Source organism: Amycolatopsis sp. NPDC101161 (assembly GCF_044768185.1).
In the GTDB taxonomy this organism is placed as follows: Bacteria; Actinomycetota; Actinomycetes; order Mycobacteriales; family Pseudonocardiaceae; genus Amycolatopsis.
On the sequence record NZ_JBIWPI010000002.1, the window covers coordinates 1,105,868 to 1,120,205 of the forward strand.

General features: G+C 70.6%; 18 protein-coding genes and 1 pseudogene. 10 read left to right on the forward strand and 9 right to left on the reverse strand.

The features are described from left to right. Nucleotide 1 precedes the first annotated feature (1 nt). From ACIRSS_RS16405 to ACIRSS_RS16420, 4 genes and pseudogenes are all read left to right on the forward strand, one after another. Complete coding sequence (locus tag ACIRSS_RS16405) at nucleotides 2–754, forward strand: LamB/YcsF family protein (RefSeq protein WP_400895446.1); 753 nt, start codon at nucleotides 2–4, stop codon at nucleotides 752–754. Beyond that, nucleotides 751–1,362 (forward strand): allophanate hydrolase subunit 1, encoded by a 612-nt coding sequence (locus tag ACIRSS_RS16410; protein ID WP_400895448.1) that lies wholly within the window; start codon nucleotides 751–753, stop codon nucleotides 1,360–1,362. The genes ACIRSS_RS16405 and ACIRSS_RS16410 overlap by 4 nt, the downstream gene beginning before the upstream one ends. Next, on the forward strand, nucleotides 1,359–2,189 hold the full coding sequence (locus ACIRSS_RS16415; RefSeq protein ID WP_400895450.1) for a biotin-dependent carboxyltransferase family protein: 831 nt from the start codon (nucleotides 1,359–1,361) through the stop codon (nucleotides 2,187–2,189). The genes ACIRSS_RS16410 and ACIRSS_RS16415 overlap by 4 nt, the downstream gene beginning before the upstream one ends. 210 nt (nucleotides 2,190–2,399) lie before the next feature. Next, a pseudogene (locus tag ACIRSS_RS16420) lies at nucleotides 2,400–3,319 on the forward strand (5'-nucleotidase). Nucleotides 3,320–3,333: 14 nt separating this feature from the next. On the opposite strand, the gene ACIRSS_RS16425 reads toward ACIRSS_RS16420, so the two are convergent. Together ACIRSS_RS16425 and ACIRSS_RS16430 are read right to left on the reverse strand one after the other, a co-directional pair. Continuing rightward, complete coding sequence (locus ACIRSS_RS16425; protein WP_400895453.1) at nucleotides 3,334–3,576, reverse strand: hypothetical protein; 243 nt, start codon at nucleotides 3,574–3,576, stop codon at nucleotides 3,334–3,336. Then, a complete protein-coding gene (locus tag ACIRSS_RS16430; protein WP_400895455.1) occupies nucleotides 3,569–3,925 on the reverse strand; it encodes a hypothetical protein in 357 nt (118 codons plus the stop codon). The genes ACIRSS_RS16425 and ACIRSS_RS16430 overlap by 8 nt, the downstream gene beginning before the upstream one ends. Before the next feature lie 78 nt (nucleotides 3,926–4,003). Here ACIRSS_RS16430 and ACIRSS_RS16435 point away from each other — a divergent pair, with 78 nt between their 5' ends. Further along, the gene (locus ACIRSS_RS16435; RefSeq protein ID WP_400895457.1) at nucleotides 4,004–4,585 is read left to right on the forward strand and encodes an ArsR/SmtB family transcription factor; all 582 of its coding nucleotides are present in this window, start codon (nucleotides 4,004–4,006) and stop codon (nucleotides 4,583–4,585) included. On the opposite strand, the gene ACIRSS_RS16440 is transcribed toward ACIRSS_RS16435, so the two are convergent. From ACIRSS_RS16440 to ACIRSS_RS16455, 4 genes are all read right to left on the reverse strand, one after another. Then, nucleotides 4,582–5,208: an alpha-ketoglutarate-dependent dioxygenase AlkB family protein gene (locus ACIRSS_RS16440; RefSeq protein ID WP_400895460.1), complete on the reverse strand. Its 627-nt coding sequence runs from the start codon at nucleotides 5,206–5,208 to the stop codon at nucleotides 4,582–4,584. The genes ACIRSS_RS16435 and ACIRSS_RS16440 overlap by 4 nt on opposite strands. 249 nt (nucleotides 5,209–5,457) lie before the next feature. After that, the gene (locus ACIRSS_RS16445) at nucleotides 5,458–6,516 is read right to left on the reverse strand and encodes a zinc-binding dehydrogenase (RefSeq protein ID WP_400895462.1); all 1,059 of its coding nucleotides are present in this window, start codon (nucleotides 6,514–6,516) and stop codon (nucleotides 5,458–5,460) included. Between the two features lie 47 nt (nucleotides 6,517–6,563). Further along, nucleotides 6,564–6,908: a transcriptional regulator gene (locus ACIRSS_RS16450; protein ID WP_400895465.1), complete on the reverse strand. Its 345-nt coding sequence runs from the start codon at nucleotides 6,906–6,908 to the stop codon at nucleotides 6,564–6,566. Between the two features lie 72 nt (nucleotides 6,909–6,980). Beyond that, on the reverse strand, nucleotides 6,981–7,799 hold the full coding sequence (locus ACIRSS_RS16455; RefSeq protein ID WP_400895467.1) for an LLM class flavin-dependent oxidoreductase: 819 nt from the start codon (nucleotides 7,797–7,799) through the stop codon (nucleotides 6,981–6,983). Between the two features lie 207 nt (nucleotides 7,800–8,006). On the opposite strand from ACIRSS_RS16455, the gene ACIRSS_RS16460 reads away from it, so the two are divergent. Further along, the gene (locus tag ACIRSS_RS16460) at nucleotides 8,007–8,246 is read left to right on the forward strand and encodes a hypothetical protein (RefSeq protein WP_400895469.1); all 240 of its coding nucleotides are present in this window, start codon (nucleotides 8,007–8,009) and stop codon (nucleotides 8,244–8,246) included. Here ACIRSS_RS16460 and ACIRSS_RS16465 read toward each other — a convergent pair. Both ACIRSS_RS16465 and ACIRSS_RS16470 read right to left on the reverse strand, forming a co-directional pair. Next, on the reverse strand, nucleotides 8,233–8,916 hold the full coding sequence (locus tag ACIRSS_RS16465) for a metal-dependent transcriptional regulator (protein ID WP_400895472.1): 684 nt from the start codon (nucleotides 8,914–8,916) through the stop codon (nucleotides 8,233–8,235). The genes ACIRSS_RS16460 and ACIRSS_RS16465 overlap by 14 nt on opposite strands. A 40-nt stretch (nucleotides 8,917–8,956) precedes the next feature. Beyond that, on the reverse strand, nucleotides 8,957–9,397 hold the full coding sequence (locus ACIRSS_RS16470; protein ID WP_364259262.1) for a GNAT family N-acetyltransferase: 441 nt from the start codon (nucleotides 9,395–9,397) through the stop codon (nucleotides 8,957–8,959). Nucleotides 9,398–9,451: 54 nt separating this feature from the next. Here ACIRSS_RS16470 and ACIRSS_RS16475 point away from each other — a divergent pair, with 54 nt between their 5' ends. After that, a complete protein-coding gene (locus tag ACIRSS_RS16475; RefSeq protein ID WP_400895475.1) occupies nucleotides 9,452–9,772 on the forward strand; it encodes a hypothetical protein in 321 nt (106 codons plus the stop codon). Nucleotides 9,773–9,776: 4 nt separating this feature from the next. Here ACIRSS_RS16475 and ACIRSS_RS16480 read toward each other — a convergent pair whose 3' ends face one another. Continuing rightward, a complete protein-coding gene (locus ACIRSS_RS16480) occupies nucleotides 9,777–11,378 on the reverse strand; it encodes an amidohydrolase (protein WP_400895478.1) in 1,602 nt (533 codons plus the stop codon). 47 nt (nucleotides 11,379–11,425) lie between these two features. On the opposite strand from ACIRSS_RS16480, the gene ACIRSS_RS16485 reads away from it, so the two are divergent. From ACIRSS_RS16485 to ACIRSS_RS16495, 3 genes are read left to right on the forward strand one after another with little or no spacing between them, the layout of a single operon-like run. Next, complete coding sequence (locus tag ACIRSS_RS16485; RefSeq protein ID WP_400895480.1) at nucleotides 11,426–12,163, forward strand: enoyl-CoA hydratase/isomerase family protein; 738 nt, start codon at nucleotides 11,426–11,428, stop codon at nucleotides 12,161–12,163. Beyond that, nucleotides 12,160–13,683, forward strand: coding sequence for an ATP-dependent acyl-CoA ligase (locus ACIRSS_RS16490; RefSeq protein WP_400895483.1), 1,524 nt, complete (start codon nucleotides 12,160–12,162; stop codon nucleotides 13,681–13,683). The genes ACIRSS_RS16485 and ACIRSS_RS16490 overlap by 4 nt, the downstream gene beginning before the upstream one ends. Further along, entirely contained in the window at nucleotides 13,680–14,315 is a 636-nt protein-coding gene (locus ACIRSS_RS16495) for a TetR/AcrR family transcriptional regulator (RefSeq protein ID WP_400897496.1), read from the forward strand. The genes ACIRSS_RS16490 and ACIRSS_RS16495 overlap by 4 nt, the downstream gene beginning before the upstream one ends. The last annotated feature ends 23 nt before the right edge of the window (nucleotides 14,316–14,338 follow it).

Sequence of the window (14,338 nt, forward strand, 5' to 3'; positions counted from 1 at the left end):
AATGGATCTGAACAGCGATCTCGGCGAGGGCTTCGGCGCCTGGAAGATGGGCGACGACGAAGCCATGCTCGACATCGTGACCAGCGCGAACGTCGCGTGCGGCTTCCACGCCGGCGACCCGTCGGTGATGCGGCGGGTGTGCGACCTGGCGGCCGAACGCGGCGTCGCGATCGGGGCGCACGTCGGCTACCACGACCTGGCCGGGTTCGGCCGGCGCGCGCTCGACATCGCACCGGACGACCTGGCGAACGAGGTGCTCTACCAGATCGGTGCGCTGGACGCGTTCGCCCGCGCGGCGGGCAGCCGCGTGACGTACGTGAAGCCGCACGGCGCGCTGTACAACACCGCGGCGGTGGACGTCGAGCAGGCGGCGGCGATCGTCGACGGCCTGCGCCGGTACGACCCCGCGCTCGCGCTGCTCTGCCTGCCGAACTCGGAAATGCAGCGGCAAGCGGAAAAAGCGGGCGTGGTGGCGTACGCGGAGGCGTTCGCGGACCGGGCGTACACCGCCGACGGCAAGCTCGTCTCGCGCAAGGAGCCGGGCGCGGTGCTGCACGACGGTTCGGCGGTGGCCGAGCGCGCGGTGGGGATGGCCACCGGCGGCGGCGTCGTGACGGCGGACGGCGGGCAGCTCGACCTGCTCCCGGACTCCTTGTGCGTGCACGGGGACACGCCGGGCGCGGTCGACCTCGCCCGGCGGATCCGCGAAGGCCTGACCGCCGCGGACGTCCCGCTGACCGCGTTCACCGGATGACCGTCCGGCTGCTGCCGTGCGGGCGGCGCGCGGTGCTCGTGGAACTCGACGACGTGCTCGGCTTCCAAGCGGCGTTGACGCGGTTGTCCTTGCCCGGCGTCGAAGAGCTGGTCCCGGCGGCCCGGACGCTGCTGGTCCGCTTCGACCCCGCGGTGACGGACGCGGACCGGCTCGGCGCGGTGCTGCGCGAAGTGTCCCCTGTGGACAGTGAGGTGTCCGCGTCGGCCGAAGTGGTCGTCCCGGTGGTGTACGACGGCGAGGACCTCGCCGACGTCGCGGCCGAGGCGGGCCTGTCGATCGACACGCTGATTTCCCGGCACAGCGAGGGTTCCTACGTCTCGGCGTTCTGCGGGTTCGCGCCCGGCTTCGCGTACCTGTCCGGATTGGACCCGGCGCTGCACGTCTCGCGCCGGTCCACGCCCCGGACGCGGATCCCGGCGGGCTCGGTGGCGATCGCCGGCGAGTACAGCGCGGTCTACCCGAGCGCGTCGCCGGGTGGCTGGCGGCTGCTCGGCCGGACGACCGTGCCGGTGTGGGACGTCGAGCGCGACCCGCCGAACCTGCTGCCGCCGGGCACGCGCGTGCGGTTCGAGGCGGTGCGGTCGTGAAGCTCGAAGTGGTGCGACCGGGATTTTCGACGACGGTGCAGGACCTCGGCCGGCCCGGCCACGCGGCGCTCGGCGTCTCCCGCTCCGGCGCCGCCGACCGCGCGTCGTTCGAGCTGGCCAACCGGCTCGTCGGCAACCCTTCGGACGCCGCGGCGCTGGAGGTGACGCTGGGTGGACTGGTGCTGCGCGCGTCGAGCGTCACGACGGTGGCGGTGACCGGAGCTTCGTGCGCGGTCTCGCCGGGTGGCATGAACGGCCCGATCACGCTCCGGCCGGGCGACGAACTGGTGCTGGGCATGGCGTCGGCGGGCTTGCGCTGCTACGTCGCGGTGCGCGGCGGCATCGACGTCCCACCGGTGCTCGGTTCACGCTCGACGGACACCCTCGGAAAGCTCGGCCCACCACCGCTCGCGGCCGGGATGCTGCTGCCGGTCGGCACGCCCGGGGCCTTCCCGGTGGTCGACTTGGCCCCGCGCCCGGCTTTGCCGTCGTCGCCCGTCCTGCGCGTGACGCCGGGACCGCGTCGCGACTGGTTCGCCGCCCCCGACGAGCTGCTGTCCACTGTGTACACGGTCTCGCCCGACTCGGACCGCGTCGGCATCCGGCTCACCGGACCGCCCTTGCAGCGCGCCCGCTCCGGCGAGCTGCCGTCCGAGGCGTGCGTGCCGGGATCGCTGCAGGTGCCACCATCGGGCCGCCCGATCCTGTTCCACGCGGACTCCCCGACGACGGGCGGCTACCCGGTGATCGCGGTCGTCGAGGAGGCCGACCTGGACGTCGCCGCTCAGCTGCGCCCGGGCCAGACTGTCCGCTTCACGTGGTCGTGACCACCAGCCAGACGACGTTGGTGAGGACGATCGCGAGCCAGCCTTCAGAGATCTTTTTTGCAACATTTGCCTAGCTCGACGATCACGAATTCGTGTGAGCAGTAACCGCGTCGACATGGTCGCCGACTTCACGGAAGCGAGCACCCGGTTGCCTCGATCTCGCTGAAGCGACCCGAAGGATGACCATGTCGTACGATCTCACCAACCGACTTGTCGTGGGAGTGGCCTCAAGCGCACTGTTCGACCTCAAGAAGTCGAACGATCTTCGAAGAGCAAGGAGAGGACGCTTACCGTCGGCATCAGGAAGAGAATCTCGACAACGCGCTGACTCCAGGCGTCGCCTTTCCCTTCATCAAACGGTTGCTCTCACTCAACAACCTCGCCAACGCTGATTATCCCCCGGTCGAGGTCATCGTCCTGTCGAAAATGACCCCGACACAGGGATGCGTGTCATGCGCTCTATCAACCACCATGGTCTTTCGATCACAAGGGCGATATTCACACAGGGGCGATCGCCGTACAGGTACATGTCCGCGCTGAACATGTCGCTATTCCTGTCTGCCGACGAGGCGGATGTGCGCGATGCGATCGGACTGGGACTTCCCGCAGGCCGTGTCATGGAGTCGTCGTTCGTGGACGACGACGATGAGGACCTCCGCATCGCCTTCGACTTCGACGGCGTCCTTGCGAACGACGAGTCGGAACGAGTGATGCAGTCCGGAACCCTCGAGGACTTCTACAGCTACGAGGTAGCGAATGCAGTAACTCCGCACACGCCAGGACCTCTGCGCGACTTCTTGGCGAACATGAACCGTCTGCAGCGCCTCGAGGAAGAGCGGCGACTGACCGACCCCTCCTACAAAACTCGCGTACGAATTTCAATCGTGACCGCAAGGAACTCACCTTCTCACGAGCGCGCCGTCACCAGCCTCAAGTCGTGGGGCGTAACCGTCAACGAAGCCTTCTTCCTGGGCGGGATAAACAAGAGCGTCATTCTGGACGTCATGAAACCTCACGTGTTCTTCGACGATCAAGCGCGGCATCTTGAGAAGACAACCCAGATCCCCAGCGTTCACGTCCCTTTCGGGATTATCAACGAGAAGTCGCCCTCAGGCGAGGACCCGAAGTAGACCTCGACCGCAGGCTAGCTTCGAGGCGCTCCACTCAGGACGATCAGCCAGGCGACGTTCGTGACCGCGATCGCGATCCAAGCTGCCCACGCCGCTGAGGGCACGAGCCAGGTGGTGACGACCCCCAGTGCCACCGTCCCCACCAGCGGCCAGGTGCGCGGGCGCGGCAGGTGCCCGGCTTCCGCCAGATAGGCCTCCAGGGCCTCCGCGACCTGGTCGTCGATCTCGTCGCGCAACCGCGCGTCCAGCTCAGACATGCGCCGGGACCGCCGGGCGCGGCAGCGCCACCGACAGGCACGCCAGCGCCAGCGGCACCTCCAAACCGGCCATGAGCAGCGAGAACACGACGTCGTCGCCGGCTGTCACCACGTCGAACCAGGCGTCGGCCAGCAGCAGCGTCGCCGTGCCGATCGCCGCGAACGGCGTCCGCGGGTCGCCGCGGCCGAGCAGCCACGCGGTGGCCAGCAGGCCGAGCGCCTCCGCCGCGTCGAAGCCCGTCCAGGCCAGCCGCCAGTTTCGCGCCTCCGCGACGTCCGGCAGCGTCATCCCCAGTACCGCGATCCACGGCAGCAGGCACAGACCCGCCACCCAGAACAGTCTTTTCATCAGAACCCCCGATCTCCCGATCCAAGGTAGCCGATTGCAGAGGTTCTTTGCAAACAGTCTCTGTAGTACGCTCTGGGCATGGTCGACCGTCCCGAACGCCGCGTCCTCACGGGCGCGGACCTCAAGGCCTTCTACAAGGCACTGGCCAACCCGGTGCGCCGCGACATCCTGTCCTACCTGGGCAAACACGGTGAAGCGAACTCGACGAGCGTCGCGAAGGCCCTCGGCGAGAGCACCGGGACGACCTCCTACCACCTCCGCCGGCTCGCCGACCTCGACCTGATCGCGGAGATCGAGGAGCGCTCGACCGGCCGCGAACGCTGGTGGCGGTCGCTGATGAAGGACATCTACACCCCGCCGGGCCTGGAGATGACGCCGGACGAGCGCGAAGCCGCGCACAAGCTCGGCGCGCTCAAGATGAGCCACGACCTCGGCCTGGTCACGCGGGCGTACGCGGGCTACGACAGCGCCGACGGCTGGAACCAGATCTACCGCGGCGGCCTGACCCTCACGAAGGAGCAGGTCGCGTCGTTCGTCGAGGAGTACCAGAACCTGCTCTGGAAGTACGTCACCGAGCCGGGCCACCACCCGCCGGGCTCGCGCGCGGTCGCCGTCCGGCTGATCGTCGTCCCCGAGGAAGAAGAGTCCACAGAGGACTAGAGACCTGAGACGCGCAGCGTGATGTTCAGCCGTCCGGTCAGGCCGAGCGCCGGGTCCGCCGTGCCCGGCAGCGTCTTCGGCACCCCGTGGTAGGCGAGCCGGGACGGGCCGCCGAACACGAACACGTCCCCCGAGCGCAGCTCGACGTCGGTGTACGGCCGGCCGCGCGTTTCGGTGTTGCCGAAGCGGAACACGCACGCGTCGCCGAGGCTGAAGGACACCACCGGTGCCGGGCTGCGCTCGTCCTTGTCCTGGTGCAGGCCCATCTTCGCGGCGGCGTCGTAGAAGTTGACCAGCGCGATGTCCGGTGCGTAGTCCTCGGCGGGTGCGCCGTACGCGTCCGCCAGCGCGCGGCGGCCGAGGTCGCCGAGCCAGTCCGGGAACGGCAGCACCGGCGTCCCCTCACCGGTCGTGCGCGAGTAGCCGTACGGGTACCAGTGCCAGCCGAGGCAGACCGATTTCACCGACATCACGCCGCCGTTGGGCAGCCGGGTGTGGCGGTAGCCGGCGAAGCCGCGGCAGGCCGCGACGAGCTCGCGCTGTTCGTCGAAGCCGAGCCAGTCGGGCACGTGGACGGCACCGGGCGCGAGTTCGGTGCGCGGGCGCGGCAGGAGGGCGTCCATCACCTCGATTGTGCCGGAGACTCCTGCCGGGCACGTTCGGTGATCGTCGAAGGCACGATTCGGTGACCGCGGAACGTCACGCCCGCGATGGTGAACAGCCGCAGGAGTCGCCCGAACGAACCAACCGGGCGCTCCTGCGGCCGAATCCCCTCGCGTTGGGCCACCATGCGCTAGACGTTCCCACACCTGAATGTCACAAGGCCAGCGTGGATCAGCTACGAACCGGTCACTTGACCTGGGTGCCGCGGATCAGTCACGAAACGTCACGACGGTGACGCCCGCGCGCGCCGGCACGGGGTCGTTCATCGCGGCCAGCGCGGCCGGGACGTCGTCGAGGCCGATCCGCTGCCCGATGAGCGCGGCGAGGTCGATGCCGGCCGTCTCGACGACGCGCAGCAGCTCCGGGTACTCGTGCGCCTGCAGGCCGTGGATGCCGACGAGCTCCAGCTCGCCGCCGATGACCCGGTGCATCGGGATCGGCGCGACGCCCTGCGCGGGCGGCATCAGCCCGGCCTGGACGTGCCGGCCGCGCTTGCGGAGGCTGCCCACCGACGCCGCGCAGGTCGACGGCGCGCCGAGGCAGTCCAGCGACACGTGCGTGCCGCCCCCGGTCAGCTCGCGGACGTGCTCGGCGACGGCTTCCGGGCCGTCGAACGCCGACGAGTCGACGGTGATGGCGGCACCCGACTTCGCGGCGAGCTGCAGCGCCGACGGCGAGACGTCGACGGCCACGACCTTCGCGCCGGCCGCGACCGCCAGCAGCACCGCGGAGATGCCGACGCCGCCGCAGCCGTACACCGAAACCCACTGCCCGGCGGTGACCCGGCCTTGCCGCAGCACCGCGCGGAACGCCGTCCCGAAGCGGCAGCCGAGCGCGGCGGCTTCGGCGGCGCCGAGCGAGTCCGGCAGCGCGACGAGGTTCGTCTCGGCGTGCTCGATGGCGACGCGCTCGGCGAAGGAACCCCAGTGCGTCGCGCCGGGCTGGAACTCGCGGTCGCAGATCTGCTGGTCGCCGCGGGCGCACTGGGGGCAGGTGCCGCAGGCGCAGACGAACGGCACGGTGACGCGCGCGCCGAGCTCCCAGCCGCGCACGCCTTCGCCGAGCGCGACGATCCGGCCGGCGAGCTCGTGCCCGGCGACGTGCGGCAGCTTCACCGCGGCGTCGTGGCCCTGCCACGTGTGCCAGTCGCTGCGGCAGACACCGGTGGCGTCGACCTCGAGCACCGCGCCACCGGGCGGCGCCACCGGCTCGGGCACGTCCCGCACGACCGGCGGGACGCAGAACTCCTCCATGACGACAGCTCGCATGACCACGAGCCTACGTGCTCAGGTGAGCGGTTTTCCGTTGATACCGCTCAGTTGAGCGCGGGTGGCTGCGCGTGGAACCGGGTTCTGCCGCGCGGCGGGCCGAGGAGCCTGCTGAGCGAGCCGTCCGGCACGTTCAGGATGTCCTCGAGATTCCGCAACGCCTCCAACGATTCCGGCCGCTCGGGCCGGCACCGCCCGGACTGCCAGTGGCTGAGGGTGGCCAGGCTGACCGTGGTTCCCCTGCCGCGCAAGCGATAGCGGATCCGGTCGAGGCCGAGGCCGCGTGCCCTGATCGCCGCGCGCAGCGCGACGTCGAACGGCCCGGCGGCCAGGAGGTGACCCAGTTCCGCCTGTTCCCCCCGGTCGATGGTGCGAGTTCGCTGACCGGTCATCACAACGCTCCGAAGCACTCCCGAGTACGAAAATTGGAGCGTAGGCCCAGCTTCGCAAGATCGGAAGGGCCCTCACCCACCTGCGAGCCGCACCTGCGCGGCGATCTCGGCGAACGGTTCCGCGTAGCCCGAGTTGATCGTGACGTAGGAAATCCCCCACCGCTCCCGCCAATCGAGAAGCCTTTCCACCGCTTGACCTGGATCAGCGGGCAGCACCGTGACGGCCCCGCCGGCGGCGAGCTCCGGGACGTCGACCCCGGCCCACCGCGCGATCCCGGGCGACGGCGCGTCCCCGACGGCCATCAGGTTCAGCCCGAGCTCGATGTCCGGCAACCGTTCTTCAGCAAGCTTACGGAATCGATCCACAATGGACTCGGCCTCGGCTTCGGTGGTTTGCGGCCGCCAGGTGAAGGTGAGGGTGTCGGCTTCTTGCGCGGCGAGCGCCAGCATTTTCGGTCCCCCGCCGGCGAGCACCAGCCGCGGCCGGTCCGCGGTCTCCTTGAGGACGGCGATCGTCTCGGCCATCCGTGTGATGCGCTCACCCGGTCCGCCGAACTCCCGGCCGAGGCTTGCGGTGTGCGCTTCGGCCCCGGGGCGCCCGACACCGAGCCCGAGTTCGAAGCGACCGCCGGTCTGCTGGTGCAACGTCCGCACCTGCCAGGCGAGCGCTTTGGCGTCCCGGAACGGATCGGCGAGCACGAAGGTCCCGAGCGTGAGGTCCAGGGTGACCGCGGCGGCGGCCCCGAGCAGGACGAAGGGATCGGCGGTACCGACGGGATCGGTGGCGAGCAGGGTGTCGAAGCCGAGCTTCTCGACCCGCTCGGCCTGAGCGGTCCACGAGGTGAGATCGGCGGCATAACCGGCGACGACGCCGAAGCGGAAGGGTTTCATGAAGCCATGGTCGCGGCGGCGGGGTCGTCACCACATCCGCTTCACGACGTCACTCGGGCGTACGCCCCTCAGCGTCCTAACGCCTTGGTTACCGATCGTAACAGCGAAGAGGGCTGATCCGTTGCCGCGTTCGCAACCGTTCTGACCATCGTCCTCACGACGTCGGGAACCACATCGGTCAACGGCACGCTTTCCTTGCTGTGCGACATGCAGTGCACCAAGTCCACCGCTGACGGCTACGACGGCTATTCCGACCTCAGTGACGGCTCGCAGGTCACCCTCGTGAACGAAAGCGGCCGAGTCGTGGCGACCACCGAGCTGCACCGGACTCCCGGCGAGGAGACGAAGATCGTCGACGGGATGTGGGTTCGCACGTTCACCTTCACGTTCGCCGACGTGCCGAGCGCGTGGGGTTCCAGCTCTCGCTGGGTGGCTAGCGCAGGGTGACCGACAGGGCCTGCGCGATCTCCTTGCCGATGGCGTGCGTCGCCGCGTCGGGCGGCGAGCCCACCTTCACCACCATCGGCCCCCCGAACGGCTGGCGCTCGACGACCTCGATGCGTTCGCCCAGGTTGATCGCGTGTTCCGTCAAGTACCTCAGCAGCTCCGGGTCCGTGTCCCACACCCGGACGATCTCGCCCACCGCGCCCGGCTCCAGGTCGTCCAGGATCCGGACCGACAGCTCCTCCACGCTGCCGTCCGGGGCCGGGATCGGGTCGCCGTGGGGGTCGCGGACCGGGTTGCCCAGCTTCGCTGCGATGCGCTCGACCAGCCGGTCCGACACCGCGTGCTCCAGGGCGTCCGCCTCCGCGTGGACCTCGTCCCACGTGTAGCCGAGCTCGGACACCAGGTACGTCTCGATCAGCCGGTGGCGCCGCAGCACCGAGCGCGCCAGGAGGCGGCCGTCGGCCGTCAGCTCGATCCCGCGGTACGGCATGTGCGTGACCAAGCCCAGCTGGGACAGCTTCGTGACCATCCCCGACGCCGAGGACGGGCTGACCTCCAGCCGGCCGGCGAGCGAGGTGTTCGTGACCGCCTCACCCCGCTCGACCAGGCCGTAGATCACCCGGACGTAGTCCTCGACCGACGAGGACCTCCGGACCGAACCATCTCCCATGCCGCATACGATACGGGGCGGGGTTCTTTCTCGTGAAAGTTCACGGCCGCCAGCGGTAGCGGATCCAGCCCGGCACCGGCTCGGCGCCGAGCTGGGCGTAGAACGCCGCGCCTTTTTCGTTGCCCTCCTGCATGTCCCACTCGACGCGGCCGCTCGTGCGGTTGCGCAGCTCGTCGAGCAGCTCGCTGCCGAGCCCGAAGCGCCGGTGGGCGGGACGGACGAACAGGTCGTCCAGCCAGATCCCCGGCCGGGCCTCCCACGTGGAGAAGTTCCAGCTGCAGAAGGCGAAGCCGGCGACCGTGCCGGGCTCGCCCGGCGGGGTCGCGATCAGCACCCACGCCTTCGGGTCCGGCCCGAACAGGTGACCGCTCATCTCCGCGCGGTCCAGCTTCAGGTCGTGGTTGTCCTCGTAGACGGCGTGCTCCTCGATGAGCGCGCAGATCTCTTCGATGTCTTCGAAGACGGCGTCGCGGACGGGCATCTCGCCTCCTTTTCTGTCGGTGGTGGTCGTTATGGTCGGACGCGGAGGTGGTCGATGTCGCCGGAGGAGAAGTTCGAGAACCTGGTCGACGAGTTCACCGGACGCCCGGGCATCACGCCACCCGGCGCGACCGGTGGGTTCGGGCGCACGGCCCTGCGTGCGCACGGCCGGATCTTCGCGATGTTCGTGCGCGGGCAGCTGGTGCTGAAACTGCCCCGGGCGCGGGTCGACGCACTGGTCGAGGGCGGGCACGGGGTGCGCTTCGACGCGAACAAGGGCACCCCGATGAAGGAGTGGCTGGCGCTGGACACGGCGTCGGCGCAGCCCTGGTCCGCGCTGGCGGAAGAAGCACTCGAGTTCGTGGGGAGGAAGTGAGCCATCACGCTTGATAACGCAGTTCGCCGCCGACGGCGGTGCCTTGCACGCTGAGTCCTTCACCAGCGAGGTCGTCCAAAGCGGACTCGTCCAGGGGCGAACCGGACAGCACGGCGAAGTCGGCGAGCTTCCCGGGTTCGAGCGTGCCCAGGTCACGCTCGGCGAAGGTCGCGTACGCCGAGCCGAACGTGTACGCGCGCAACGCCTGCTCCGGCGTCAACGCCTCTTCGGGTGCGAAGGGGGCGCCTGACGCCGTGCGCCGACGCACCATGTCGGCCAGCGCGAGCAGCGGCGCGCCGTTCACGACGGGCCGGTCCGAGGACGCGGGAAGCACGCAACCCGCGTCGAGGACGCTTCGCAGCCGGTAGCACCACGGGACGCGCGCTTCGCCGAGCGCGGCGCGCATGCCGTCGCCGAGCTCGTTGACGAACCGGCCCTGCGGTGACGGGATGAGCCCGAGCGAAGCGAGCCGGGACAGCTCCGCGGGCTGGAGCACCGCGCAGTGCTCGATGCGGTGGCGGTGGTCCGTGCGCGGCGAAGCGGCCAACGCGGCTTCGTATGCGTCGAGGACGACGGTGATCGCGCGGTCGCCGATCGCGTGCGTCGCGATCTGCCAGCCGGCGTCGTGGGCGCGGCGGATCGTGCGCGCGAGCTCGTCCTCGGGCACCTGGAAGTAGCCGCGGTTGTCCGGCTCGCCGTCGAAGGGGTCGTGCATCGCGCAGGTGCGTCCCACCAGGGATCCGTCGGCGAACAACTTCATCGGGCCGACGCGCAGCCACTCGTCGCCGAGGCCGGTGCGCAGGCCGAGGTCGAGGCCGAAGCCGGCGTCGTCGGGCAGGTCGTGCAACACGCTCGCGGCGACCATCACGGTGCTGCGCACGCGCAGCACGCCCTGGTCGCGCGCCTCCTGGTAGGCGGCCAGCTCGGCGGGTGTCTCGCCGACCAGTCCACCGCCGATCCCGGCCTCCTGGACGCTGGTGATGCCCTCCGAGAGGTACTGCTCGGACGCCCGGCCGAGCCCGCGCACGACCCGCGAAACCGGCGTCGGGTACGTCAGCGGGCGCAGCAGCAGCTGGGCCTGCTCGCGCAGCAGGCCGGTCGGCGAGCCGTCCGGCGAGAGCACGACGTCGCCGCCGACCGGGACGTGCGCCAGGTCGAGCTGGTCGAGCACGGCCGAGTTGACCACGGTCATGTGCCCGGACGTGTGCTTGAGCCGCACGAGCATCCCCGGCGCCGCGCGGTCGAGGCCGTGCCGGTCGGGGTGCCCGCCGGCGAGCTTGTTCTGGTCGTACCCACTGCCGACCACCCAGCTCCCGGGCAGCAGCGTCGCGGCGCGCGCGGCGACGGCGTCGTAGACCTCCTCGACGCTGCGGCAGTCGCTGAGCGGGACGTCGTCGAGGCCCATCCCGAACCACGCCATGTGGTTGTGCGCGTCGTGGAAGCCGGGCACGACGAACCCGCCGGCCAGGTCGACCCGCGAGCGCGCGGACAGCTCGAGGGCATCGGAACCCAGCGCGACGACCCGGCCATGCAGGACGGCGAGCGCACTGGTGACGCCTGCGCCTGTCCACACCGTGGCGTTCTCGTAGACCGCATCGACCCGCATGAGTCCGAGGCTATCGATCGATCGATCGAACGTCTAGCATCGCCCTCATGCCCACCGTGGACTTCGCCGTCGAGGACGGCATCGCGCACATCCGGCTGAACCGGCCCGAGCGGCTGAACGCGGTCGCCGCCGTGCTGGTCGACGACTTCCTCGCCGCCCTCGACGCCGCCGCCCGCAGCGACGCCCGCGTCGTCGTGCTGTCCGGGAACGGCCGGGCCTTCTGCGCCGGCCACGACCTCAAGGAACCCACCCCCGCGGGTGATTCGCGGGCGCGGCTGGACCGGCTCCAGGACGTCACGCGGCGGCTGCGCGGGCTGCGCCAGCCGGTCATCGCGGCGGTGCACGGCTACGCGATCGGCGCCGGCGCGGAGTTCGCGCTGGGCTGCGACCTGATCCTGGCCGCCGAAGACGCCGTCTTCGCGTTCCCCGAGGTCTCGCTGGGCCTGAGCGTCACCGGCGCGGCGTCGCGGCTGCTCCCGCTGCTCGTCGGCCCGCTCAAGGCGAAGGAGCTCCTGCTGCTCGGCGAGCGCTTCGACGGCCGGAAGGCCGCGGAGCTGGGCATGGTCAACGCCGCCGTCCCCGCCGAGCAGCTCCAGGCCGAGGCGCTGAGCTGGGCCAAGCGGATCGCCGAGCACCCGCCCGCGGCCGCGGCGATGGCCAAGCGCGTCCTCGACGCGAGTACCGACCTCGAACCGGCCCTCGAGCTGGAGGTCAGCCACGCGCTGATCACCGAAACCTCGGCCGCGGTCGCCGCGTCGACGGAAGCCTTCCGGAGCCGGGCGTGACGCCGCTCGCCGAGATCGGGACCCTGGCGCAGCTCGTCACGCGGGCCGCCGCGCTGTGGCCGGACCGCACGGCGTGGGTCTTCGATCACCTGGACCGGACGTTCACGTTCGCGGACGTCGACCGCGAAAGCGCACGGATCGCCGCGGCGCTGGCCGAGCGCGGCATCGGCCCCGGCGACCGGGTCGCGGTGATGCTGCGCAACCAGCCCGAATTCCCGCTGACGTGGCTGGCGCTGGCCAAGATCGGCGCGCAGCTGGTGCCGGTCAACACGAACTACCAGGAGTTCGACGGCGCTCACGTTCTCCGCCACTCCGGCGCGAAACTGGCCGTCGCGGCCCCGGAGTTCACCGATCTCCTCGGCCGGATCGGGCTGACCGACGTCATCACGCCGGACGAGCTCCGCACCGACGCCGAACCGCCGGACTTCACCCCGGTGCCCGAGCTGCCGGTCAACATCCAGTACACGTCCGGCACGACCGGCGCGCCCAAGGGCTGCGTCCTGCCGAACCGGTACTGGACGACCCTCGCGGTGAGCCTGGCCACCGACTTCCCCGCCGTCGGCGAGGACGACGTCGTGCTCACAGCGCAGCCGTTCCACTACATCGATCCACAGTGGAACGTCGCGTTGGGACTGGCCGCCGGCGCCACCCTCGTCGTGCTGGACCGCTTCCACCCCAGCACGTTCTGGGCGAAGGTCCGCGAGCACGGCGTCACCTGGTTCTACTGCCTCGGCCTGATGCCGACGCTGCTGCTGCGCCAGGAACCGTCCGAAGCCGACCGCGACCACCGGGTGCGCGCGATCTGCGCGTCCGCGATCCCGCACGAGCTGCACGCCGAACTGGAGGCGCGCTGGGGCGTGCCGTGGTACGAGGCGTTCGGGATGACCGAGACCGGCGGCGACATCCGGATGACGGCGGCCGACCACGACGAGACCGTCGGCACCGGCTGCATCGGCCGGCCGAGCCGCGACCGCGAGGCGATGATCGCCGGCACCGACGGGAAGCCGCTGCCGCGCGGGGAAACCGGCGAGCTGCTGCTCCGCGGGATCGGCCTGATGCACGGCTACCACGACGACCCGGCCGCGACGGCGAAGGCGTTCGAGAACGGCTGGTTCCACACCGGCGACCTCGCGCGGATGGACGACGCCGGCCGCGTCTACTACGTCGGCCGCACCAAGGACATGATCCGCCGCAGCGGCGAGAACGTGTCGGCCGACGAGGTCGAGCGCGCGCTGCTGCTGCACCCGTCGGTCAAGCTGGCCGCGGTCGTCGCGGTGCCCGACGAGCTGCGCGGCGAGGAGATCAAGGCGTACGTCGTCTGCGACGGCGAGCGCCCGGAACCGGCCGCCCTGGTCGCGTTCTGCTCGGAAAAGCTGGCGTACTTCAAGGTTCCGCGGTTCTGGGCGTTCGCCGACGAGCTGCCGATGACGCCGTCGGAGCGCGTCGCCAAGGGCGAGCTGCGGAAGGTGGCCGACCCGCGCGCCGGGTCGTGGGACGCCAAGGCGGCGGCATGGCTGTGACCAGCCGGGAGCGCGTCCGCGCGGCGGCGGTGAAGCTGTTCGCCACCAAGGGTTTCCACGGCACCGGCATCCGCGATCTGGCGCAGGAGGCCGAACTCTCGTCGGCGAGCCTGTACCACTACATGGGCACCAAGGAGGATCTGCTCGCGGAGATCATGCACACGGCGCTGAACCGCCTGCTGGACGCCGCTCGCGAGGCGACGGCCGGCAGCGTGGACCCGGTGCACCGGCTGCGCACGCTGGTCGCGCTGCACGTCCTCGCGCACGCGGTCGGCCCGGCGGAAACCCGCGTGGTGGACAACGAAGTCGACGTGTTGTCGCCGTCGGCGCGCGAGCCGGTGGTGGCGCTGCGGGACGCGTACGAACACCTGTGGGCCGCGGCGATCGAAGAAGGTGTCGCGGCCGGGGTGTTCCACACCGAACACCCGGCGGTGACCCGGCTCGCACTGCTGGAGATGTGCAGCGGCGTGGCCCGCTGGTATTCGCCGTCGGGGCCGCTGGCGCTGGACCAGCTCGCCGAGCACTACGCGGAGCTGGTCTCGCGGGCCCTGGGCTGCACCGCACCGCCGGGCGTGGCCGACTTGCGACGCTGCCGGGAAATCGTCGCGAAAGAGTGGGGCATGTCCGTTTAGCGGCGCTTTTACCTGTGTACGCC